Below are 24,200 nucleotides of genomic sequence, written 5' to 3'. Positions count from 1 at the left end.
GGCTGATCTAGCCTGGCTTCAAGAAGCCAGGCTAGAGCGCCTCAAGCTAGTTTGAATTATCGACCAGTTACACGCCAAGTTTGAATGGCAACAGCGCGCGGACCCGGCGGGTAAACACGACCTGCGGTCGACGATGGCCGCGCCAAAAGCTCTTGCCGAACCCCATAACCATCGACGAATCGAGTAAGGCACTGGGCGGCGGCGGCGCCTCACCCGCCCTTCTCCACCTCCACCCGCACACCATCGCTGCCCTGCTCTACGGCGAGCACGCGGTGGCCGTCCTCGGCCAGGCCGTCGCGCAGCTGATCGGCGGATTCGCCGGCGGCGAACAGGAACACCACGCGCTCGCCGTCGGCCAGGCGGCTGAGCGCCTGGCGCGCCATGACGAAGTACAGCGGGCAGCCGTAGGTCGACAGATCCACCACGGGCACGGCGGTGTCGGTGGTGGTGCTCATGAGCGGCTCAGATGGAGTCGAACAGCTCGAAGCGCTTGCCGGCGGTCATGCCGCCGTCGACCACCAGCGCGGCGCCGGTGATGAACGAGGCGTCGTCCGAGGCCAGGAACACGGCCGGCTTGGCGATTTCGTGCGGCTCGGCCATGCGCTGCATGGCGCAGACCTCGGTCATCATCTTTTCGTGCTGCGGGAAGCGCGCCATGTAGCCACGGATGCGCGGCGTCCAGGTGCCGCCGGGGCACAGGGCGTTGACGCGGATGTTGTCGCGCGCGAAGTCCATGGCCATGTTCTTGGACAGGTTGATGACCGCGGCCTTGGCGGCCGAATACGCGGCGCAGCGGTTCTCGGCCAGGATGCCGGCGGTGGAGGCGATGTTCACGATGGCGCCGCCGCCGCGCTTTCTGATTTCCGGAAGGGCAACGTGCGAACAGCGGTACACCGACGTGAAGTTGGTGTCGACGATGAAGCGCCACTCCTCGTCGTTGGCCTCCTCGACGTTTTTCATCATGTTGTTGCCGGCGACGTTGAACAGCACGTCGAGCCCGCCGAAGCGTTCGACCGTGGCCGGCACCATGCCGCCGATGGCGTCCAGGTCGGTCACGTCCAGCTGCAGGGGCAGCGCCTGGCCGCCGGCCGCGGCGACCTCGGCGGCGGCCTTCTCGGCGGCGTGCAGGTCCATGTCGCAGATGACGGCGTGTCCGCCGTCGCGGGTCCACTCGTCGACGATGGCCCGGCCGATGCCGGCACCGCCGCCGGTGATGATGGCAACCTTGCCGGCAAAGCGCTGCGTCATGACCTGTTCTCCTCTTCGCTGCTTGTTATGTGTTGGCGGCGCGCTGTTCGAGTACCGCCACCGCCGGCAGGGTCTTGCCTTCCAGCACTTCCAGGAAGGCGCCGCCGCCGGTGGAAATGTACGACACGCGGTCGGCAATGCCGAACTTGGCGATGGCGGCCAGTGTCTCACCGCCGCCGCAGATGGAGTACGCCGGCGAGTCCGCCACGGCCTGCGCCAGCAGCCGGGTGCCCTCGGCAAAGGCCGGGTACTCGAACACACCCAGCGGGCCGTTCCACACCACGGTGCCGGCGCCCTTGATGATGTCGCCGAGTTCCCGGGCAAAGCCGGCATCGACATCCAGGATCATTTCGTCCGCGTCCACCGCGTCCACGTTCTTGACTGCCGCCGGCACGGTGTCACCGATTTCCGGCGCCACCACCACCCGCTTGGGCAGCGGGATGGGTCGGCCAAGCTGCTGCGCCTGCGCCAGCAGGTCGCGTGCGGTATCCACCAGGTCCGGCTCGAACAGTGAGCGGCCAACGTCGTGCCCGGCCGCCACCAGGAAGGTGTTGGCAATACCGCCACCGACGATCAGCCGGTCCACCTGCGGCAACAGATGGGTCAGCACCGCCAGCTTGCTCGACACCTTGGCCCCGCCGACGATGGCCACCAGCGGGCGCTTGGGCGCCGCCAGCGCGGTGTTCAGGGCATCCAGCTCGGCCACCAGAAGCGGCCCCGCACAGGCCGCCGGCGCAAACTTCGCCACGCCGTGCGTGGAGGCCTCGGCGCGGTGCGCGGTGCCGAACGCGTCCATCACGAACACGTCGCACAGGCCGGCCATGCGCCGGGCCAGCGCGTCGTCGTTCTTTTTCTCGCCCACGTTGAAACGCACGTTCTCGCCCAGCGCGATGGTGCCCGGGGCCACGTTGGCGCCATCCAGCCAGTCGGCCAGGCACGGCACCGGGCAACCGAGCAGGTCACCCAGGCGCGCGGCCACCGGAGCCAGGCTGGCGTCGGCATCGAAGGCGCCTTCCTTCGGGCGCCCCAGATGCGAGAGCACCAGCACGGCAGCGCCGGCATCGAGCGCCTGTCGCGCCGTCGGCAGGAAGGCGCGGATGCGCGTGTCGTCCAGGATCACGCCGTCGCGGATCGGCACGTTCAGATCCGCCCGGATCATGACCCGCTTGCCGGCCAGCGGCAGGTCGCTCATGCGCAGCACATTCGCCATGACGTGCCCTCAGCCGACCTTGGCCAGCGCCAGGGCGGTGTCCAGCATGCGGTTGGAGAAGCCCCACTCGTTGTCGTACCAGGAGCAGACCTTCACCAGCGTGCCGTCGATGACCTTGGTCAGCGTGCCGTCGAAGGTGGACGAAGCCGGATTGTGGTTGAAGTCCACCGACACCAGCGGCTCCTCGGTGTAGGCCAGGATGCCCTTGAGCGCGCCGTTGGCGGCCTCGCGCACGGCGGCGTTCACTTCCTCCGCGGTCACCGCGCGACCGGCGGTGAAGGTCAGGTCCACAACCGACACGTTGATGGTCGGCACGCGGATGGCAAAGCCGTCCAGCTTGCCCTTGAGCTCCGGCAGCACCAGGCCCACCGCGGCGGCGGCGCCGGTCTTGGTCGGGATCATGGACTGCGTGGCCGAGCGGGCACGGCGCACGTCCTCGTGGTAGACGTCGGTCAGCACCTGGTCGTTGGTGTAGGCATGCACGGTGGTCATCAGACCCTGCTTGATGCCGAACTTCTGGTGCAGTACCTGCGCCATCGGCGCCAGGCAGTTGGTGGTGCACGACGCGTTCGACACCACCGTGTCGCCGGCCTTGAGCACGTTGTGGTTCACGCCGTACACGACGGTGGCGTCCACTTCCTTGCCTGGCGCGGAGATCAGCACCTTGCGGGCGCCGGCCTTCAGGTGCGCCGAGGCCTTTTCCTTGCTGGTGAAGATGCCCGTGCACTCGAGCACCACGTCCACGCCCAGCTCGCCCCAGGGCAGCTTGGCCGGATCGCGCTCGCTGGTGACGCGGATGCGGTCGCCGTTGACCACGATGGCGCCCTCGGTCACCTCGACCGTGCCGGGGAACTTGCCATGCGCCGTGTCGTAACGGGTCAGGTGGCCGAGGATGTTGGCGTCGCCGAGGTCGTTGATCGCCACAATCTGCACTTCGCCGGTGCGACCGCTCTCGTACAGGGCGCGCAGCACGTTGCGCCCGATGCGGCCATAGCCATTGATTGCTACTTTGATCGCCATCTCTATCTCTCCTTAAGACCCGGCTTCAACTATTTGATAAAAAATCAATCTTATTCAGAATGCGCGTGGTGGCGAAGCACCCGACGCGCCGTGTCCGCCACTGCCTGGGCAGTGAATCCGAAATACTCGAACAGCGCCCCGGCCGGCGCCGATTCGCCAAAGCGCTGGAGGCCGAGCACCTCGCCGCGACTGCCGACATAACGCCACCACAGATCCGGCACCCCGGCCTCCACCGCCACCCGGGCGGTCACTGCCGGCGGCAGCACGCGGTCGCGGTAGGCCTGGTCCTGTTCGGCAAAGCGCTCCACGCAGGGCATGGACACCACGCGCGCGGCGACACCCTCGCCGGCCAGTTGCTCGCGCGCCGCCATCGCCAGCGCCACTTCCGACCCGCTGGCAATCAGGATCACGTCCGGCTCACCGGCGGCGTCCGCCAGTACGTAACCGCCCCGCTCCACCGCCGTCAGCTGCGCGGCATCACGCGCCTGATGCGGCAGCTTCTGCCGCGACAGCGCCAGCGCGGTGGGAGCCGCAGCCTGCAGGGCCTGCGACCAGGCAACGGCTGTCTCGGCGGCATCACACGGCCGCCACACGCTCAGCCCCGGGATCAGTCGCAGGCTCGCCACGTGCTCCACCGGCTGGTGGGTAGGCCCGTCCTCGCCGAGACCGATCGAGTCGTGCGTCAGCACGTGCACCACCCGCAGCCCCATCAGTGCCCCCATGCGCAGCGCATTGCGCGCGTAGTCGGAGAACACCAGAAAGGTACCGCCGTACGGCAGCAGGCCGCCATGCAGCGCCACGCCGTTCATGATCGCGGTCATGCCAAACTCGCGCACCCCATAGTGCAGGTGCTGGCCTGCCGGCTGGGCGCTGTCCAGCGCCTGCGCGCCCGTCCAGTGCGTGAGGTTCGACTCGGTCAGGTCGGCCGAACCGCCCAGCAACTCCGGCAGCAGCGGACCGAAGGCGCCCAGCGCCAGCTGGGACGCCTGACGACTGGCCACGTCCTTGGCGTCCTGCTGAAAGCGCGTGACGATGGCCTTCGCCTGCGCCGCAAAGTCCGCCGGCAGTTCACCGGCCATGCGACGCTGGAATTCGGCGGCCAGTTGCGGATGCGCGGCGGCATAGCGCTCGAACCGTGCCTGCCAGTCGGCCTGCTGTGCAGCGCCACGCTCGCGCGCATCCCAGGCCCGGTAGATCTCGGCTGGAATCTCGAACGCGCCGCAGGGCCAGCCCAGCGCCGCGCGCGCACCGGCGATTTCCTCCGCACCCAGCGGCGCGCCGTGGCTGGACGCCTTGCCGGCCTTGCTCGGAGCGCCGAAGCCGATCACCGTGCGGCAGCAGATCAGGGTCGGCCGCGCGGTGTCGGCGCGTGCCTCGGCGATGGCGGCGCGCACGGCATCGGCGTCGTGCCCGTCGACGTCACGGATCACCTGCCAGCCGTAGGCCGCGAAGCGCGCCGGCGTGTCGTCGGCGAACCAGCCGCGGACCTGGCCGTCGATGGAAATGCCGTTGTCGTCGTACAGCACCACCAGCTTGCCCAGGCCCAGCGTGCCGGCCAGCGAGCAGGCCTCATGCGAGACACCTTCCATCAGACAGCCGTCGCCGACGAAGACGTAGGTGTGATGATCGACGATGCAATGACCCGGGCGGTTGAATTCCGCCGCCAGCCGGCGTTCGGCCAGCGCCATGCCAACCGCATTGGCCAGACCCTGCCCCAGCGGACCGGTCGTGGTCTCGACGCCCGGCGTCAGGCCGTGCTCGGGATGCCCCGGGGTCTTGGAGTGCAGCTGGCGGAAGCGCTTGAGTTCATCCAGCGGCAGGTCGTACCCGGACAGATGCAGCAACGCGTACAGCAGCATCGAGCCGTGACCGTTCGACACCACGAAGCGGTCGCGATCCGGCCACGCCGGGTCGGCCGGATTGTGGCGCAGGGTGTCGTTCCACAAGGCCTCGGCGATGTCGGCCATGCCCATCGGCATGCCCGGATGACCGGATTTGGCGGCCTCCACCGCGTCCATGGCCAGCGCCCGGATGGCGTTGGCGAGTTGCCGGCGCGGCAAAGACATGCGCATCTCCATTGAGTTCTGAAAAAACCTGTACGTGCCTTTAGGCCCGGCGCTGGGTTTCGCCGGCGTATCTGGGTCGCGGCAAACCGCGTGGCTGCGGCGTTCTGCGCGCCCCCCGTGGAGTGCGTCCACCGTTATGCCCACCGCACCCAGGCATTGGATACCGGTCGCGGGGGGCGGCAAGGATAGCATGCGCCCTGCACGCCCCCGACCGGGCAGGCCCGCGCAGGCCGCGGCATCTGGCACCCGTGGCGACGCGCGCCACGGGCGTCCATCTCTACGGCAGCGCCTTGACCAGCGCCGGCACCGCCTCGAACAGGTCGGCCACCAGGCCGATGTCCGCGACCTCGAAGATCGGCGCGTCGGGATCCTTGTTGACCGCAACGATGGTGCCGGCGTCCTTGATGCCCGCCAGGTGCTGGATGGCACCCGAGATCCCCACCGCGATGTACAACTCCGGCGCCACCACCTTGCCGGTCTGTCCGACCTGCATGTCGTTGGGCACGAAGCCGGCATCGACCGCCGCCCGCGAGGCACCGGCGGCAGCACCAAGCTTGTCCGCAAGCTCGAAGATCAGACGGAAGTTCTCACCGCTGCCAACACCGCGCCCACCGGACACGACCTTGGTCGCGGACTGCAGGTCCGGCCGGTCCTTGGCACCGGAACGCAACTCCACGAAGCGCGTGTGGGCCGGCAGCTCGGCGCCGCTGGCGACGGCCTCCACCGGTGCCGGCGACTGCTCGCCAACCGCCTTGTAGGACGCCACGCGCACCGTACCGACCACCTTCACGCCGTCCGGCACGTTCACCGTGAGGATGGCGTTGCCGGCATAGATCGGCCGCTCGAACTGGCGCGGGCCGAGCACGCTCATGATGTCGCTCACCGCCGGCAGGCCCAGCAGGGCCGCCACGCGGGGCATCAGATCCTTGCCGAACGTGGTGGACGGCCCCAGCACGTAGTCGTAGTCGCCCGCCAGATCGACCACCTGTGGCGCCAGCATGGCGGCCAGCGGCGCCGCGTTCTCGGCACGCGCGTTCTTCAGCACGCGGCTGACGCCCGACAGCGCCGCCGCCTGCGCACACACCGCGTCGAGCCCGTCACCGTTGCCGGCCACCAGCACGTCGATGGCGTCGGCCGACAGCTCGCCGCAGCAGGCCAGCACCTTGGCGGTGCCGGAGTTCAGTTTGGCGCCGTCGTGTTCGGCGATTACCAGTACCTTGGCCATCAGATCAGCCCCCGCCCCTGCAGCTCCGTCACCAGTTCTTCCACGCTGTTGACCTTGATCCCGGCGCCACGCGCCGCCGGCGGGCGCACCGCCCCCAGCTCCAGACGCGGCGTGCCGCCCTCGATCAGCTCCGCCAGCGGCTTGCTGTCCAGCGGCTTTTTCTTGGCTTTCATCATTTCCGGCAACTTGACGTAGCGCGGCTCGTTCAGGCGCAGGTCGGTGGTCAGCACCGCCGGCAGGTCGACGTCGATCACCTCAAGACCGGCGTCCACCTCGCGCGTGACACGGGCGGTGCCGCCGTTGACCTCGATGGCGGAGGCGAAGGTCGCCTGCGGGCGACCCCACAGCGCCGCCAGCATCTGGCCGGTCTGATTGGCGTCGTCATCGATGGCCTGCTTGCCCAGCAGCACAATGTCGGCCTGCTCCTGCTCGGCCAGCGCCTTGAACACCTGCGCCGCCTCCAGTGGCTGCAACGCGTCGGCGGTGTCCACGTGGATGGCCCGGTCCATGCCCATGGCCAGCGCCGTGCGCAGCTGTTCCTGCACCGCCTGCGGACCGATGCTGACGGCCACCAGTTCGGTGGCGACGCCGCGCTCGCGCAGGCGAATGGCCTCCTCGACCGCGATCTCGTCGAACGGGTTCATGCTCATCTTGACGCCGTCGGTGAGCACACCGCTGCCGTCGGGTTTGACGCGGATGCGGACGTTGTAGTCCACCACGCGTTTCACGCCCACCAGGACTTTCATGCCTTCTCCTCGAAAAACGGCCGCCACGCGGCCAAGTCTGAGAAAACCTTGAAAAACGCCACCCACGGCGCTTTTCGGATCGACGCGGCACGGTACATGCCTGCGCCGCGCTCCATGAGCCGAGGGCTCACGCTCCCCGTCTCACGCCGGGGCGTCCTGCCCCGGACCAGCCGCCCCGAGCGGATCGGAACGGCCCTAGAGATTGACGTAGTTGGGGCCGGCACCGCCTTCCGGCGGCACCCAGTCGATGATCTGGTACGGATCCTTGATGTCGCAGGTCTTGCAATGCACGCAGTTGGCGGCGTTGATCTGCAGACGCCGCTGACCGTCCTCCTCGACCATCTCGTAGACGTTGGCCGGGCAAAAGCGCGTGCACGGGTTGCCGTACTCCTCGGTACAGCGCCCGGCGCAGATGTCGGTGTCGGCCACCTTGAGGTGCACCGGCTGGTCCTCGTCGTGCTCGGTGGCGGCGAAGTACACGGACGCCAGCCGGTCGCGCGGCTCGAGTGTGCGCTCGACGTAATCGACCGGCGGCTCGCCGGCCGACAGCCGGTGCAGGGCGCTGTGATCGGCGTGGTTGCGCAGCGTCCACGGCGTGCGTCCGCCAACCGCCGTCTCCAGCGCCGCATTGGCCAGGCCCAGCCACAGGCCGCGGTGGAAACCCGGGCGGATGTTGCGCACGCGCCGCAGCTCCGCCGCCGACGGTGAGGCCCGCCAATGGGCGTCGAAATCGCCGCCCTCGGCCACCAGGTGCTCGGCCGCCAGCATGCCGCTGCGCAGCGCCATGTGCGTGCCCTTGATCTTGGGCACGTTGATCATGCCGGCGGCATCGCCCACCAGCAGGGCACCCGGCATCTGCAGACGCGGCAGGGACTGCAGGCCGCCTTCCACCAGCGCCCGCGCGCCGCTGGAAATGATGCTGCCGCCTTCCAGCAGCGGCTTGACCGTCGGGTGGTGCTTGAACTGCTGGAAGGCCTCGAACGGCGAGAAGTTGGGGTCGCGGTAGTCGAGCCCGACGACAAAGCCGACGGCGACCCGGTCCTCTGTCAGGTGATAGATGAAGCTTCCGCCATAAGTATCTGATTTAAGTGGCCATCCAATCGTGTGCTGCACCAATCCCGGATCGCTGCGACCGGCCGGCAGCTGCCACAGCTCCTTCAGGCCGATGCCGTAGGTCTGCGGGTCCACGCCGGCGTCCAGGCCGAAGTGCCGGATCAGCTGCTTGGCGAGACTGCCGCGACAGCCCTCGGCCAGCACGGTGGTCCGGGCATGGATGTCGATGCCCTGGGTGTAGCCGTCCTTGGGCTGACCCGCCTTGTCGATGCCCATGTCGCCGATGCGCACGCCGATCACCCGCTGGCCGCCCGCGTCGAACAGCGGCTCGCTGGCGGCGAAGCCGGGAAACACCTCCACGCCCAGCGCCTCGGCCTGCGGCGCCAGCCAGGCGCACAGCGCACCCAGCGAGACGATGAAATTGCCGTGGTTGTTCATTTGCGGCGGCAGCACCGGCGCCTTGATGCGGCGGGTCTTGCTCAGGTAGGCAAACTCGTCGTGCCGCACCGGCACGCACAGCGGCGGCGGATTGTCGCGCCAGCCGGGCAGCAGTTCGTCCAGCGGCTGCGGCTCGATGACCGCGCCGGACAGGATCTGCGCACCGATCTGCGAGGCCTTGTCGATCAGGCACACGCTCAGCTCGGCATTCAGCTGCTTCAGACGGATGGCAGTGGCCAGGCCGGACGGCCCGCCACCGACGATCAGCACGTCGAATTCGATTACGTCCCGCTCGCTCATGACCCCTTGGTTCTCCGTCGTTATTCGTGTGTCGTCAGTTGCGCAGCGGCTTGCCGGTGTTCAGCATGTGCTCCATGCGCGCCTGGGACAGGGGCAGTCGCAGCAACTCCAGGAAATGCTCGCGCTCGAGCTTGAGCAGATCGTGCTCGGTCACCTCCCCTCCGGCGCCACCGCTCATCACGGCGGCGATGTGGCTGGCCACCACGGCGTCATGGGCCGTCATTTTACCGGCCTCGACCTGCGCTGCCACGCGCGCCTCCAGCGCCGCCCGCCCGGACGGCCCCGGCAGACTCACCACCGCCGGCTTGTCCGGCGCGTACGCGCCCACCATGCGCCGGGCCAGCGCCTTGGCGTCGGACAGCACGCGCCGGCGGTGCATGGTGACCGCACAGTAATCGGTCAGCACACGCATGGCGCGGGCGTCGGCGGCCGAAGCCGACACCACCGAGCCGGCGATCAGGTCGAAGCCCTGCTCGACGCCATCGTGCAGGTAGCGCAGGGTCATTTCCTTGGTACCGCCACCGGCCGGCAGCAGCCCCACACGCAGCTCCACCAGGCCCGCGTTCAGTTCCGCGTGCGCCTGCAGCACATTGCTGTGCAACAGCACCTCGCACCCACCGCCCAGCGCCAGCCCGCGCGGCGCGGCCACCACCGGGAACGGCGCGTACTTGAAGCCCATCAGCACGTGCTGAAGGCCTTCGATGAAACCGTCCAAAAACGCAAAGTCGCCGCCGCGGGCGGCGTCTAGCATGCGCTTGAGGTTGGCACCGGCGCAGAAGTGCGGTGCGTCGGAACCGATCACCAGCGCCTGGAAGTTCCTTCCGACGCGGTCCAGCGTCAGCTCCATGGCCTCGACCGTGTACTCGTCGAGGGCGTTCATCTTGGTGTGGAATTCAAGCAATGCCACACCGTCGCCCATGTCCCACAGACTGGCCGAGGCATTGCCGAGCACCGGCTTGCCGGCGCGGCGCAGGTCCGCCACCGCCAACATGCCGGCCGGCCGCGGCACGTCGTGGTAGGCGCCGTCGTAACCGAGATACTGCGGGCCGTCCGCTTCCTCGCGATGAAAGCGCCCATCGCCGCTGTCGAGCGCCACCCGCAGCAGGCCCGGCACCGGCTCACCGGCCGCCTGCAGGCGCTCCACGAACGGCTGCAGGCCGATCTGGTCCAGCAGCTCGAACGGCCCCCAGCGCCAGGCGTAGCCCTCGCGCATGGCGGTGTCGATGGCGACCACGTCACCGGCGATCTCCGGCGCCACGGTGGCGGTATACGACAGCGTGGCACCGAGCAGATCGGCCGCGAAGCGGGCACCGGCATCGTCACCGGCCAGCAGTTCGGCCGGGCCGCGCACCCGGGCGCTGGCCAGCTCCACCGTCTGCTGGGGACGGTACTCGAGCGTCGCCAGGTCCAGCGCCAGGCGCTGTTTGTCCGGGCCCATGCGGTAGAACCCGCCGCCGGCCTTCCGGCCCACCGCCCCGCGCTCGAGCAGCGTCGTCATGACCGCGGGCAACTGCAGCAGCGGCTGCATGGGGTCGTCGGCCGCCAGCTGGCTTTGCATGTTGCGGGCGATGTCCGCCACCACGTCCAGGCCCACCAGGTCCAGCAGACCGAACACGCCGGTGCCCGGCCAGCCAATCGGCTTGCCGGCCACCGCATCGGCCTGCTCCACGGTCAGCCCGTGCGCCAGCGCGGCGCGCATGCCGGCCAGCATGGCCAGCACGCCGATGCGGTTGCCGATGAACGACGGCGTGTCGCGCGCATCCACCACTTCCTTGCCGAGCCGCACCGTGCAGAACGAACGCAGTGCGTCCACCGCCTCCGGGCGCGTCGCCGCACCGGCGATCAGTTCCAGCAGCCCCATGTAGCGCGGCGGATTGAAAAAATGCGTGATCAGGAAATCAGCGGCAAAACGCGGCGGCAATCCCGCCGTGATCTCCGACAGACGGATGCCCGAGGTGTTGGAACTGACGATCGACCCCGGCCGGCGCACCTGCTCTACCCGCTCGAACAGCGCCTGCTTGACGTCCAGCCGCTCGACCACCACCTCGACGATCCAGTCGGCGGTGGCCAGCCGCTCCAGGTCCTGATCGAAGCCGCCGGTCTCGATCAGGTCAGCCGCCGCCGGGCTCATCAGCGGGGCCGGGCGACGCTTGAACAGGTCCTGCTTGCCACGCTCGGCCGCCTCGCGCGTCAGGTCCAGCAACAGCACCGGCACACCGACATTGGCCACCTGCGCGGCAATGCCGGCGCCCATGTTTCCGGCGCCGAGCACCGCCACCTGCTTGATCGTCGTGTAGTCCGTCACGTGTCCGTCCCGCCGTGCATCGTGTAAGGGCCATGCAGCGCGGTTTTCCGCACTGCAACGAAACGGCAAACCTTAATGAATGTTAGCGCCCGCTGGCAAGCCGGCCGCCTACAGTAGCAGCGCCATCCCCAACGGCAACGTAACGAAGTAAAGCAGGGTCGAACCGACCATCACGGCTGCCAGCAGCTCCGTATCGAGACCAAAGCGCTCGCTCAGAATCATGCTGGCCATCATGGTCGGCATGCCCATGAGCAGCGTCGTGGCCACCGTCAGTTCGCCGCTACCGGCCAGCGGATGCGCCAGCGCATAGACCGCCGCCGGCACCAGCACCAGCTTGATCAGGGACACCCCGATGACGTGCCGTCGAAAGCGCAGGAAATGGCCGAAGGACAGCGACATGCCGACCGTCAGCAGCATCGCCGGCATGGTGGCGTAGCCGAGCATGCCGGCCGCCTTGTCGATGCCTGCCGGGACCGCGACACCCGTCACGTTCAGCACGAAACCGATCAAGAACGCCCAGATCGGCGGCAGCTTGGTCAGCACGCGCAAGAACTGCCAGGGGGTGTCCAGCTGCTCGCCGTGCGACCCGCAGCGCACCGACACCCACAGCGCCAGTGACCAGAACAGCGGGTTGATACCCAGGATATCCGCGTAGACGGCGTAGCGCGCGCCGTCCGGACCGAACAGCGCCTGCAGCACCGGAATGCCCAGCGAGATGATGTTGGGCAGGCCGCAGGCGATCACCAGCGCGCCCAGCTGCGCCGGGCCGGTAAGGCGAAACAGCGGCAACCGAAACAGCCCGAACGCCAGTCCCATGCCGAGCACGATGGCGAACATGGTCAGTGCCGGCGCCAGGATCAGCTCGGCGTTCACCTGGGCGCGCGTCACCGTGTGAAACGCCAGCGCCGGATAGAAGACGTACATCACCAGCGCGCCGATCACGCGCCGCGCCGTCGCGGCATCCACCCCGCCCGGGCGCACGCGCCGCCACACCAGACCCACACCCATGATGCTGCCCACCGGCAGCAGGGCCTGTTGTAAAACCGGGGCAAGACTGGTCACGGGAACTCCTTGGGAAGGAAACACCGAAAAGCTCCTTCCCTCGAACTTTTCAGCTGACTCAAGCGCGGTACACACCCTCGCTTCGCGGCACGAAGCGGGCACCTCGACTCCCACCGGGTTTCACGCACGGTCGACAACCCGGCGCGTCTCGGACGGCATGGCGCGAAGGCCAGTGCGCCACCCGACCCACCCGGGCCGCCACGCACTGGCAGGTGCGGTATGGTAAACGCCCTGTCCTGCTGTACCGGAATGCCATGCACGCCACACTCGCCGAACCGCGCGGCTTTTGCGCCGGCGTCGTACGCGCCATCGACATCGTCGAGCGCGCACTGGAGCTGTACGGTCCGCCCATCTACGTGGTGCACGAGATCGTCCACAACCCCAACGTGGTCAACGACCTGCGTGCCCGCGGCGCGGTATTCGTGGAAACCATCGACGAGATCCCGCCCGGCGCGCGGGCCATCTTCAGCGCCCACGGCGTGGCCGACAGCGTGGTGGCCGCGGCGGCGGCACGCGGCCTGAAGAGCATCGACGCCACCTGCCCCCTGGTCAGCAAGGTACACGGCCGCGCCCAGCGCTACGCGGCGCAGGACTATGACGTGGTCATCGTCGGCCATGCCGGCCACCCGGAAGTAGAAGGCACCCGCGGCCGCGTGCGCGGGCGCGTGCACGTGGTGGGCGAACCGCACGAGGTGGCGGCACTGCAGGTAAAAGATCCGGCCCGCGTCGCCTACGTGACGCAGACCACCCTGTCACTGGACGACACACGCGACGTGATCGAGGCGCTCAGGGCGCGGTTCCCCGAAGTCCGTGGCCCCGACACGGACGACATCTGTTACGCCACGCAGAACCGCCAGAACGCGGTCAAGGCCCTGCTGAGCGAGATCGACGTACTGCTGGTGGTCGGCGCGCGCAACAGCTCCAACTCCAATCGCCTGCGCGACGTCGGCGAGCGGGCCGGCACGCCGGCCTACCTGATCAACGACGCCGCCGACCTGGACCCGGCCTGGTTCACCGCGGACTGCCGCATCGGTATCACCGCCGGCGCGTCCACGCCACAGCGCCTGGTGGACGCCGTGCTGGCCCGCCTGCGCGAACTGGGGCTCGAGTCGGTCAGCACGCAGGTGGGCATCGCCGAGGACGCCATTTTCCGCCTGCCGCCGGAGCTGGCACGCCCGGACCGCGGACGCCTGCCGGCCGATCTGCGCTGAGCCCACAAAAAAGCCCGGCCGCGGCGTGACGCCGCGACCGGGCTCGTCAGACGCCTCGCCGGCTCAGGGTTTGTGAAGAAATGCGCGTCCTGCGCATTTCTTGCGCCGCACGTCCGGTACACGCCCGGACGTGCTCACGCGAATCGAGCCCTTACGTGCTGGATTCGCCCCCGGCCATCCTTGGCCGCCCTGAGAGCATGACAAATTCACAAGCTCTCAGGCCACCATCACGAAAATCGCGATGATGCAGGCCAGGCCGCCGATGTAGGCCAGCGAGCGCAGCGCCGCCAGGTTGGTGATGTAGAACACCGCGTGCAGCACACGCAGCGCCACGTAGGCCAACGCCAGCATGTTCAGCGTGCCCTGCGCCAGGCCGAGCTGGTGGCCGATGATCACCGCCGCCGCGAACGGGGCGAAGTTCTCCAGCGCGTTCTGCTGCGCCCAGTCGGCCCGCTTGCGCCAGCCGGTGGTCGCCGCCAGGCATTCGCGCGGTCGGCTGTTGTCGAACCCGCCACCGCTCTTGGCCAGCGCACCGAGCACCGGTGGGAAGAACAGCAGCACCAGCACACACCAATAGGCAATCGTCATCGTCCCCTCCTAATCGGTTTTTCTTACAGGGCTGAAGTGTGGTGTTTTCAGGCCACCGCCGGCAGCCCTTCCCGCCGGTACGCCTGCTCCAGAAACTGCGGTTGAATCCATGGCTCGAGGTCGACCTGGCCGAGATAGCCGTGACTTTGCATGAAGTCGATCTGCACCTGCAGCAGGCGCCGCACCTCCGGCCCGAACGACGGCCACAGCTTCTTGTGGAAGTCGGGCTCGTAGGTGTTGCGGATGTCGTCCTCGGACACGCCAAGCTCCTTCGCCAGTGTGACGGTGGCCTCGGCCGGGTGGGTGGAGGCCCAGTTGGCCGTGCGCACCAGCACCTGCAGGTAGCGTTCGACCGCCTCCGGCGCTTCCTTGGCGAGACCGGCGCTGACCGTGATGATGCGCGGATTGGCATTCACCATGTGCGCACGGTCGGTCTGGTCGGTCATCAGGTCGTAGACCTTGCGGATGCGGCCCTGGTAGCGGCGCTCGATCAGGCCCACTTCGGCGTTCTTGCAGAAGATGGCGTCGACTTCGCCGCGCAGCAGGTGGTCGACGTCGGCGTCGTACAGGCTCGGCCGGTCGCCCTGCTTGAGGTCGGCGTTGATGGTGCTGTGCATGTCGTCGGTAATGGTCATCTCGACGAACTGCACATCCGACTCCTGCATGCCGTTGGCCAGCAGGGTCGAGTAGAAGCCCTTGTGGGCGTTGACCTTCATGAAGTCGATCAGGATGTACGGGCGCACCGGCAGTCCCAGGCGGCGGCCGGCCAGGTCCTGCACGCAGGTGGCCGGATCGTCGGCGCGCACGAAAGTGGCCAGCGAATCGGCGACGAAGGTCAGGCCGATGGCGACCGTGTCGGCACCGCGGGTGCGTGCCCACAGCGGCGGAATGGCGCCGCCTTCGCGGAACGAGTCCGCCAGGCGGTGATCGAAGTGGGTGTCGGCCTGTGCCGCGCCCAGCTCCTTGATGTTGCGGACATCGAAATCCGAACCGGCGAACTCGGCGTCGAACGACTTGCGCTGAAAGGCAATGCCCGAGGCCGTGGCCACTGGACAGCGCGTATACCATAGGGTGCGGGGCATGTTGGGTTCCTCCTCACTGGCCCGAAGGAAGACCCCTTCGGTGACTTGAAAACGCGCACTTTAGCGCCCAGTTGACGCCTCCACAACTTTACCAACAGGCATGCCGGACCCGATGAGCAGCACCCATTTCGATTCCCCGGACGCCGCCGAGGCGGCGTTCTACCAGGCGCTGGAAACCGCCGACACCGCACTCATGCAGGCGGTGTGGGACGATGGCCCGGACCTGGTGTGCGTGCATCCCATGTGGCCGGAACTGCACGGCCACCGCGCGATTTTCGCCGCCTGGGAGCGCATGTTTGCCGCCGGCCCGCACCTGACCGTGCATACCGTGCCCGTGCTGCAGCGCCGCGACGGGGAGCTGGCCACGCACGTGGTGCACGAGCAGCTCACGCTGCGTGACGAGGACCACGGCCCGCAACCGCCGGTGGTGGCGACCAACGTCTACCGGCAGACCGCCGACGGCTGGCGCATGATCCTGCACCACGCCTCGCCGACACCGGCGGTGGCGATCGACCAGGACACCGTGCTGCACTGACCCGCGCCGCAGCCCGCCGGCACAGCGCCGGACCCGTCACGCCCTAGACGTCGACTGCCTGCTCGGCGAACTGCGAACCGTGCAGGCGCGCGTAGGCGCCGCCGCGGTGCAGCAGATCGTCGTGCCGGCCGTGCTCGACGATGTGGCCATCCTGCATCACCAGAATCAGGTCGGCGTTCTCGATGGTCGACAGGCGATGGGCGATCACCAGCGTGGTCCGGTGGCGCATCAAGGCGTCCAGAGCCACCTGAATGTGGCGCTCGGACTCGTTGTCGAGCGCCGAGGTCGCCTCGTCCAGGATCAGGATCGGCGCGTCCTTGAGCAGCGCGCGGGCGATGGCCAGGCGCTGCCGCTGACCGCCGGACAGCAGCACACCGTTGTCACCGACCAGCGAGTCCAGGCCCTGCGGCAGGTTGCGGATGAACTCCATCGCATGGGCCTGCTCGGCGGCACGGACGATGTCCGCCTCGCTCACCTCTCCGCGGCGGCCATAGGCGATGTTGTTGGCCACCGTGTCGTTGAACAGCACCACCTGCTGGCTGACCAGGGCAATCTGCGCCCGCAGCGAGGCCAGCGTCAGCTCGCGGATGTCGATGCCGTCGACCAGGATGCGTCCGGCCTGTGGCTCGTAGAACCGCGGCAGCAGGCCGACCAGACTGGTCTTGCCCGAGCCCGAGCGACCCACCAGCGCCACCCGCTGGCCCGGCTCGACATGCAGCGACACCCCGCGAAGCACCGGGCTCTTGCTGGACGCGTAGCGAAACTCGACGCCCTCGAAGGCGATCTCGCCACGGCCGCGTTCGATCACCCGCGTGCCGGTGTCGGCCTCGGTCTGCTCATCGATCAGATCGAACACGCTGCGCGCCGCCGCGATGCCCTTCTGCAGCACGCCATTGACCTTGGTCAGCCGCTTGACCGGCGCCTGCAACATGGTCACCGCGACGATGAACGAGGTGAAGCCGCCGACCGTCGTGCGCTCGGTGTTGGCAAAGGTCGTGGCCGCGTACAGGATGCCGGCCATGGTCAGCGCGATCAGCAGCTGCACCACACCGTTGCCCAACGCGTCCACCGACACCCATTTCATGTGCAGGTGGCGGTTGCGCTCGGACAGGCGGTCGAAGCTGTTCGACTCGCGATCCTGGCCGTTGAACAGCTTGGTCACCAGGTGCCCTTCAACCACCTCGCCGGCGGCCGTGGTGATGCTGCCCATGGAGGACTGAATGTGCCGGCTCAGGCGCCGGAAACGGCGCGATACCGCCTGAATGCTCATGGCCATGGCCGGGCCGACGACGATGAAGATCAGCGCCAGCTTCCAGTTCAGATAAAACATCCAGCCCAGCAGCCCGAGCACGGCGACCGAGTCCTTCAGCAGCGTGGTGAGCGCGCTGCTGGTTGCCCCAGCCACCATCTCCACGTCATACGTGATCTTCGAGATCAGCGTGCCGGCCGCCTCGCGGTCGTAGAAGCTCGCCGGCAGCCGCAGCAGCTGGTCGAACATGGTCGTGCGCAGGTCCTTGATGACCCGCCGCGCCACCCAGTTCATGCCGAAGTCGGACACGAAGGTGCACACCAGACGCACCACGAACAGGCCCACCATCACCACCGGCAGCCAGCGGATGACCTGTGGGTCGCGCTCGACGAAGCTGCCGTCGAGCATCGGCTTCATCAGCGCCGCGAAGGCCGGGTCGGTGGCGGCGCCGGCAATCATGCCCAGCAGCGCCACACCGAACACCCGCCAGTGTGGGCGTGCGTAGCCGAGCAGGCGCAGATACACCTGCCGGCGCGTGCCGGGACCGGACGCGGCGGTCATGGCTGCGTGCCTGCCGTCTCCACCGCGAAGGTGAGATTCTCGAGGCCCGCCTCCCGGGCCGAGACCATGGCCGCCACCACCCGTTCGTGCGGGGTCAGCCGGTCCACCGACAGCACGAGCACCGGAGCCTCCTGGCCATCCGCGACCCGGCGCAAGGCGGCCGTCAGCGCCGCCGGCGTATCGGCCGCCAGCGTCACACCATCGACCGCGTACTTGCCCTCGGCGCTGATCGCCAGTTCGATCTGGCGGCTCTTCGCCGGCGCACCCTCGGCCGCCGCCTGCGGCAGGTCCACCTTGAGTTGTCCCAGGCGATTGAAGCTGGTGGTCACCATCAGAAAGATCAGCAGCACCACCAACACGTCGATCAGCGGCACGAAGTTCAGTTCCACGTCATCCGGCCGGCGCCGGGTGCGGAAATTCATGCCCGACGCACCTGCCGCTCTCGGTTCAGGCGGGCGGTCTGATGACTCAGGAACTCCACCAGTTCGGAGGCCTGGCGCTCGAGGTCGGCCACCAGTTCCTCCACCAGGCCACGGTAGTAGCGGTGGAAGATGTAGGCCGGAATGGCCACGAACAAGCCAAATGCCGTGTTGACCAGCGCAATGGCGATGCCACCGGCGAGCTTTTCCGGCGCACCCAGCCCCGTCAGGCTGATGGCGCTGAACGTCTCGATCATGCCGATCACGGTACCGAACAGGCCGATCAGCGGTGACACCGTGGCCAGTGTGCCGAGCATGTTGAGGTAACGCTCGAGCTCCAGCATCACATGGCGCCCGGTATCTTCCACGTTCTCGCGCTGGCGTCGGCGATCCTCGCCGCCGTGCATCAGCACAGCCGCCAGCACGCGGCCCAGGGCGGAGTGCCGGCGCAGTGCCCCGATACGCGCCGCGTCCACCTCACCGGCGGCGCACCAGCGCTGCACCTGCTCGAGCAGACCGGCCGGCAAAACGCGTCGACGCTGCAGCGACCAGGCCCGCTCCAGCACGATGCCGAGCACCAGAATCGAGCACAAAACCAACGGAATGACCGGCCAGTCACCGGCCTTGATCAGTTCCCACAAGGTGCGCGTTACCCGAGGTGATATGAAGACGGAAAGCGATACGGCGGCCAACCCGGCACCGTTTGTCGCGGCAGTTTAGCAGCCACCTTGCAGCATCGGCATGACCGGCCAGGAACCGAGAGCACGGTCACGGCGCCTGGCTTCCGGGCCACCGTCAGGACCGCCCGCCGTGCCACCACCGGTGTCGCCAGTGGCGCTGCGCCAGGACCCGCAGGCCGTGGCGGTGTGTGTACAGTCGCACCGCCCCGTCTCGCGCCGTGGTCCAGGTTCGTGCGCCCGCGTGTTGATAGGCGGCGGACACGGCGGGGTGCGGATGTCCAAAGCGGTTGCGATAGCCGGCGGAAAAAATCACCTCGCGCGGCGCCAGGGTGTCGACCAACGGCCTGTGCAGTGCGCTGCGGCTGCCGTGATGCGGTGCCACCACGGCTGCCAGCGGACCGGCCGGCGGCCCACCGGCCAGCAGGCGGCGCTGCGCCGCGCGCTCGATGTCTCCGGTCAGGAGCAGCCCCTGGCCGGCCGCCGAGGTGACCAGCAGCACGCAAGAGCGGTCGTTGTCACTGGCGCCGGGGATGTCGGCACCCGGCGCGTACAGCACGAACTTAACGTCGTCCCACTGCCATGCCAGACCGTCCCGGCAGGCCTCGACCGCCGGCCCGAGCGCATGCTGCTCCGGCGTTCCAGCCACCACCCGCACGGTGGCGATGCCGGCCACGATGTCACCGGCGGCCCCGGCGTGATCGGCATCACCGTGCGAGAGCACCAGAAGGTCGACCTGCCCCGCCCCCATGCGCGCCAGTTCCGGCAGCACGATGGCCTCGCCCGCGCTGAAGCGCTCGCTGTAACGCGGCCCACTGTCATACACCAGGGTGTGTCGCTGAGTGCGCACCACCACCGCCAACCCCTGGCCGACGTCCAACACGCTGGCGGCAAAGTCACCCGTTGCCGGCACCGCGGGCCGCCACCACAGGGCCGGCAGCAGCCAGACCACACCCAGCCAGCGCCCCGGCAGGCCGCGCGGCGCCAGCAGCAAGAGCACGCCGACCACCGCGGCCAGCAAGGTCCACCCGGGCAAGGGTGGCCATAGGCGGCCGGGCGCCAGTTGCGCCAGGCCATGCAGGATCTCCAGCGTGACCGCGCACACACCGTGCGCGGCCACCAGCAACGGGGCGGCCAGCCACGGTACCGGCAGAGCGGCGGTGCCGAGCAGCGTCAGCGGCACCGCCAGCAGGCCAAGCGCCGGTACCGCCAGCAAATTCGCTGGCACCGCGGTGGCCGACAGCACACCGAAAAACGCCAGCGTCATCGGCGTCAACGCCAGTGTGATGGCAGCCTGCAGCCGCATCGTGCCGACCAGGCGCAAGGACCTGGCTCGCCAGGCACTGGCCGGCGTGTCGACACCTGCCTCGGCGACCGGCCGCAACGGCGCGAGCCGCCCCATGGCCTGCCACAGCAGCACACCGACCGCGCCGAACGACAACCAGAACCCGCTGGCCAGCACCGCCAGCGGATCCAGCACCAGCACCACCAGCGCCGCCAGCAACCACAACCGCCAGGCCGAGGTTTCACGGCCACTGGCCGCGCCGAGGGCGGCCACGCTGAACATCAATGCCGTGCGTCTGGCCGGCACGGCAAACCCGGACAGTGCGGCGTAGCCGAACACCGCCAGCGCCGCCGCCACGGCCGCGGCGCGCGGCGCCGGCACGCGGCGCGCCGCCGCTGGCCACACGCGCCACAGCCGCCCCACCACCCCATACGCCAACAGCCCCGACAGCGCCACGTGCAGACCGGAGATGGCGAGCAGGTGCGCGGTGCCCGTCTCGCGCACCGTGCGCCAGGTAGCGGGGCTGATGGCGCCGGTCACGCCAATCGACAAACCGCGCACCAGGCGCGCGGCATCATCGTCGCCAAGATGCCGGCCCAGTCCGTCCGAGATGCGCTGCCGCACGCGCTGAACCGGCGCATCCAGCCGATGGTCCGTCAATCGCCGTAACGACGGCCCCGCACGCACGTAACCGGTGGCATCGATGCCCTGCTGTGTCAGCCAGCGCGCGTAGTCGAAGCCACTCGGGTTACTGAACCCGCGCGGTGCCTTCAAACGCACCGGCAGTTGCCAGCGCTGCCCGGCGCGCAGCGGCGGGTGCTCGCCATACCAGCTCAGCAGCACCCGTCGCGGCCCCGGCACGGGCGACCCGTCGACCACCAGACGGTGAACGTCCAGCGCCAGACGGGTCCGTCTTCCATCGCGCTGTGGCAGGTCCGCCACAACGCCGGTCAACAGTGCATCGCGACCCTCCAGGGCGACCGGGAGGCGATGATCGAGCGCCTGGCGCGCCGACACCCAGCCGTAGGCAACACCCACCAGCACGGCCGCCGGCAGCCACAACCAGCGCCGGCGTCGCCCCAGGCCGATCAGGCACAAGGCCAGTCCGCCGCATGGCGCGGCCCAGCCGACGGCCGGCAGCGCCGGGGCGAGGAGCGCCATCACAAGGCCACCGGCGAACCCCAACGCCAGTTCGGCAAGGCCGACCGCCATCGCGAGCACCTCCTCCTGCCCGTGACACCTGCCCGGCCGGCACCGTCAGTCCGGTGCCCGAGGCGGCCTCACAACCAGGTCATGCATCCCGTCTCGAACCGATGCGCCAACAGCGGGTGATACGGATAGGCGCGGATACGGAAATGCTGCAACCCGGTGACGCCCGGGCGCAATGCCAGGCGGTAGGTGACCGCGCCCCCCGGCAGATTCGCGTCGGGCGTCAGCGTCAGGCTGTCACGCAACACGAAGGTGCCATCCTCCTGCTGCTCGCCCAGCAGGCACTCCACAACCACGTGATCCGCCTGCAGACCGTTCAAGGCCACGTCCACGCGCAATTCCAGGGCGTCTCCGAATGCCAGCAGACGACGCCCCTCGCCGACCGTGCCGGTCGCCGGCACCAGCGTCACACCCGGCCAACGTTCGTGCACGTGCTGCTTCCATTCGGCCAGCGCCATCGCGCTGCCCGGCTCGCTCTCGATGCGCCGGCGCTGGTCACGCGCCGGCCCATACAGGCGCTGCACGTAATCCAGCACCATGCGCTCGGCGTTGAAGCGCGGCAGGATGGTGGTCATCGACGCCTTGGCCATGGCCACCCAGTCGGGCGAATAGCTGTGGCCACCGCGATCGAAATACAGCGGAATGACCTGGTGCTCGAGCAGGTCGTACAGGTCGCTGGCTTCCTGACGGTCGCGAAACGCCGGATCGAAGTCGTCGCCGTGCGGCACGATGCCCCAGCCGTTGCTGCCGTCGTAGGCCTCGGCCCACCAGCCGTCGAGCACGCTGAGGTTGACCACCCCGTTCATGGCCGCCTTCATGCCCGACGTACCGCTGGCCTCCAGCGGGTAGACAGGGTTGTTCAGCCACACGTCGACACCCGATACCAGCCGGCGCGCCAGCGCGACGTCATAGTTCTCCAGCAGCAGGATGCGGCCGATGAACTCCGGACGCAGCGACAGCTCATGGATGCGGCGGATCAGTTCCTGGCCGGGCTGGTCGTTCGGATGCGCCTTGCCGGCAAACATCACCAGCACCGGCCGCTGTGGGTCGCCGAGCAGGCGCGCCAGCCGCTCCGGGTCCTGGAACAGCAGCGTGGCGCGCTTGTAGGTGGCGAAACGGCGACCGAAGCCGAGCACCAGCGCGTCGCCGGTGTCCTCGCGCAGGTAGCGCGTCAGGCGGCGCAGCTGCGCCTCGGCCATGCCGGCCCGGCGGTGCTGGGCGATCAGTCGCCGCCGCACCACCTGCAACAACAGCGTCTTGAGTTCCTGGCGCAGACTCCAGAAGCGGTGATCCGGCACGTCGCGCAGGCACTCCCAGTACGCGCAGTCGGTCAGCGAGCCGCGCCAGTCCGAGAAGCGCACGTCGAACAGGTTCGACCACTCCTGCGCCAGGAAGGTACTGGCGTGCACACCGTTGGTGACGTGGGTGATCGGGTTCTCCTCGGCCGGCACATCAGGCCAGATGTACTGCTCCATGCGCGAGGCAACCTGCCCATGAATCTGACTGACGCCGTTGTGAAAGCGCGTGCCGCGCAGGGCCATCGCGGTCATGTTGAAACTGCCCGCGTTCTGCGGCGAGTAACCGTACGTGCGCAGGGCCTCCACGCTCAGGCCGAGGCCCCGGGCATAGTCCGTGAAGTACCGGTCGAACAGCCCCGCGTCGAAAATGTCGTGCCCGGCCGCCACCGGCGTGTGCGTGGTGAACACCGTGTTGGCCGCCACCCGCTCCAGGGCGGCGACGAAATTCTCGCCCTCCGCCACCTGCTCGCGACAGCGTTCGAGAATCTGGAACGCCGCGTGGCCCTCGTTGATGTGCCACACCGTGGCCCGCAGGCCGAGTGCCCGCAGCGCCCGCACGCCGCCGATGCCGAGCACGATCTCCTGCTGCATGCGCCACTCGCGGTCACCGCCGTACAGCTGGTAGGTCAGCGCCCGGTCGGCGGCCGCGTTGTCCGGCAAATCGGAATCGAGCAGGTACAGGTCGATATGCCCTACCTTGGCGCGCCATACCTGCAGCGACACATCGCGGCCGGGCAGCTGCACGGTCACGCGCACCGGTTCGCCGTCGCCGTTCAGCGCCGGAGTCACCGGCAGATCCTCGATCAGGTGCGGGCGATACACCGCCTGCTGCTGACCGCGCCCGTCGATGACCTGCGTGAAGTAACCCTGCCGGTACAGCAACCCCACCGCCACGAACGGCAGACCCAGGTCGCTGGCCGCCTTGCAGTGGTCGCCGGCCAGAATGCCCAGCCCACCGGAGTAGATCGGCAGGCTCTCGTGCAGGCCGTACTCGGCGCAGAAATAGGCCACCAGGTCGGTCTGTGGATCAAAGCGGCCGACCAGCTCCGAACGCACCGCCGTCTGCATGTAGATGTCGTAACCGGACAGCGCGCGGCTGTATTCCTCCAGGTAGCCGCGATCCTGGGCCGCCTCGTCCAGCGCCTGTTGCGACACGCGCCGCAGAAACACCTTGGGATTGTGGCCACAGGCCCGCCACAGACCGCCATCCAGCCGCGCGAACAGCGCCCGCACACGCCGATCCCAGGAGTACACCAGGTCACCGGCGAGTTCCTCCAGGCGCCTCAGACGGGCCGGGATGCGTGGCTGTACTTCTAGCGTGAACGTGGTGTGGGTCATGGCAAGCTTTCCTGCTCTGGTCTCAGGGTCACCGCTTTGCCAGCACTCCGCGTGCCAACCGGTGTTGGTACTGCG

19 protein-coding genes are annotated in these 24,200 nt (G+C 68.6%); 2 read left to right on the top strand and 17 right to left on the bottom strand.

What is annotated here, in order from left to right; translation table 11 throughout:
- Positions 1-209: 209 nt before the first annotated feature.
- The 10 genes from ABYX71_RS02885 to ABYX71_RS02840 form a co-directional block, all read right to left on the bottom strand.
- A complete protein-coding gene (locus ABYX71_RS02885) occupies positions 210-455 on the bottom strand; it encodes a sulfurtransferase TusA family protein (protein WP_372694749.1) in 246 nt (81 codons plus the stop codon).
- A gap of 7 nt (positions 456-462) precedes the next feature.
- On the bottom strand, positions 463-1,248 hold the full coding sequence (locus tag ABYX71_RS02880; protein WP_372694747.1) for an SDR family NAD(P)-dependent oxidoreductase: 786 nt from the start codon (positions 1,246-1,248) through the stop codon (positions 463-465).
- A gap of 25 nt (positions 1,249-1,273) precedes the next feature.
- On the bottom strand, positions 1,274-2,458 hold the full coding sequence (locus ABYX71_RS02875; RefSeq protein ID WP_372694745.1) for a phosphoglycerate kinase: 1,185 nt from the start codon (positions 2,456-2,458) through the stop codon (positions 1,274-1,276).
- A 9-nt stretch (positions 2,459-2,467) separates the two neighbouring features.
- Positions 2,468-3,478 (bottom strand): type I glyceraldehyde-3-phosphate dehydrogenase, encoded by a 1,011-nt coding sequence (gap, locus tag ABYX71_RS02870; protein ID WP_372694743.1) that lies wholly within the window; start codon positions 3,476-3,478, stop codon positions 2,468-2,470.
- Positions 3,479-3,528: 50 nt separating this feature from the next.
- Positions 3,529-5,544 carry a transketolase gene (tkt, locus tag ABYX71_RS02865; protein WP_372694741.1) on the bottom strand — a complete coding sequence of 672 codons (2,016 nt, stop codon included), beginning with the start codon at positions 5,542-5,544 and terminating at the stop codon, positions 3,529-3,531.
- A 277-nt stretch (positions 5,545-5,821) separates the two neighbouring features.
- Positions 5,822-6,769: an FAD-binding protein gene (locus ABYX71_RS02860; RefSeq protein ID WP_372694739.1), complete on the bottom strand. Its 948-nt coding sequence runs from the start codon at positions 6,767-6,769 to the stop codon at positions 5,822-5,824.
- Positions 6,769-7,515 (bottom strand): EtfB protein, encoded by a 747-nt coding sequence (locus ABYX71_RS02855; protein ID WP_372694737.1) that lies wholly within the window; start codon positions 7,513-7,515, stop codon positions 6,769-6,771. The genes ABYX71_RS02860 and ABYX71_RS02855 overlap by 1 nt, the downstream gene beginning before the upstream one ends.
- Before the next feature lie 195 nt (positions 7,516-7,710).
- Positions 7,711-9,306, bottom strand: coding sequence for a 4Fe-4S dicluster domain-containing protein (locus tag ABYX71_RS02850; RefSeq protein WP_372694735.1), 1,596 nt, complete (start codon positions 9,304-9,306; stop codon positions 7,711-7,713).
- Between the two features lie 34 nt (positions 9,307-9,340).
- Entirely contained in the window at positions 9,341-11,611 is a 2,271-nt protein-coding gene (locus ABYX71_RS02845) for a 3-hydroxyacyl-CoA dehydrogenase NAD-binding domain-containing protein (RefSeq protein WP_372694733.1), read from the bottom strand.
- A gap of 108 nt (positions 11,612-11,719) precedes the next feature.
- A complete protein-coding gene (locus tag ABYX71_RS02840) occupies positions 11,720-12,673 on the bottom strand; it encodes an AEC family transporter (protein ID WP_372694731.1) in 954 nt (317 codons plus the stop codon).
- A gap of 254 nt (positions 12,674-12,927) precedes the next feature.
- On the opposite strand from ABYX71_RS02840, the gene ispH reads away from it, so the two are divergent.
- A complete protein-coding gene (ispH, locus tag ABYX71_RS02835) occupies positions 12,928-13,884 on the top strand; it encodes a 4-hydroxy-3-methylbut-2-enyl diphosphate reductase (RefSeq protein WP_372694729.1) in 957 nt (318 codons plus the stop codon).
- A gap of 216 nt (positions 13,885-14,100) precedes the next feature.
- Here ispH and ABYX71_RS02830 read toward each other — a convergent pair whose 3' ends face one another.
- The gene (locus ABYX71_RS02830; protein WP_372694727.1) at positions 14,101-14,472 is read right to left on the bottom strand and encodes an MAPEG family protein; all 372 of its coding nucleotides are present in this window, start codon (positions 14,470-14,472) and stop codon (positions 14,101-14,103) included.
- Between the two features lie 47 nt (positions 14,473-14,519).
- Complete coding sequence (locus tag ABYX71_RS02825) at positions 14,520-15,554, bottom strand: ABC transporter substrate-binding protein (protein WP_372694725.1); 1,035 nt, start codon at positions 15,552-15,554, stop codon at positions 14,520-14,522.
- A gap of 112 nt (positions 15,555-15,666) precedes the next feature.
- Between ABYX71_RS02825 and ABYX71_RS02820 the strand changes: the two genes are divergently transcribed.
- Complete coding sequence (locus ABYX71_RS02820) at positions 15,667-16,089, top strand: nuclear transport factor 2 family protein (RefSeq protein ID WP_372694723.1); 423 nt, start codon at positions 15,667-15,669, stop codon at positions 16,087-16,089.
- A 43-nt stretch (positions 16,090-16,132) separates the two neighbouring features.
- Here ABYX71_RS02820 and msbA read toward each other — a convergent pair whose 3' ends face one another.
- From msbA to glgP, 5 genes are all read right to left on the bottom strand, one after another.
- Positions 16,133-17,899, bottom strand: a complete 1,767-nt coding sequence (gene msbA / locus ABYX71_RS02815) for a lipid A export permease/ATP-binding protein MsbA (protein WP_372694721.1) — start codon at positions 17,897-17,899, stop codon at positions 16,133-16,135.
- Positions 17,896-18,321, bottom strand: a complete 426-nt coding sequence (locus ABYX71_RS02810; RefSeq protein WP_372694719.1) for an ExbD/TolR family protein — start codon at positions 18,319-18,321, stop codon at positions 17,896-17,898. The genes msbA and ABYX71_RS02810 overlap by 4 nt, the downstream gene beginning before the upstream one ends.
- Positions 18,318-18,959, bottom strand: a complete 642-nt coding sequence (locus ABYX71_RS02805; protein ID WP_372694717.1) for a MotA/TolQ/ExbB proton channel family protein — start codon at positions 18,957-18,959, stop codon at positions 18,318-18,320. Before ABYX71_RS02805 ends, ABYX71_RS02810 begins: the two co-directional genes overlap by 4 nt.
- Before the next feature lie 154 nt (positions 18,960-19,113).
- Positions 19,114-21,492 (bottom strand): DNA internalization-related competence protein ComEC/Rec2, encoded by a 2,379-nt coding sequence (locus ABYX71_RS02800; RefSeq protein ID WP_372694715.1) that lies wholly within the window; start codon positions 21,490-21,492, stop codon positions 19,114-19,116.
- Positions 21,493-21,560: 68 nt separating this feature from the next.
- Complete coding sequence (gene glgP, locus ABYX71_RS02795) at positions 21,561-24,125, bottom strand: alpha-glucan family phosphorylase (RefSeq protein ID WP_372694713.1); 2,565 nt, start codon at positions 24,123-24,125, stop codon at positions 21,561-21,563.
- Between the last annotated feature and the right edge of the window lie 75 nt (positions 24,126-24,200).

Origin of the sequence: Immundisolibacter sp., assembly GCF_041625615.1 — a bacterium.
GTDB lineage: Bacteria > Pseudomonadota > Gammaproteobacteria > Immundisolibacterales > Immundisolibacteraceae > Immundisolibacter.
The sequence above is the reverse complement of the archived record's forward strand: the minus strand, read 5'-3'. Positions and strand labels throughout refer to the sequence as shown.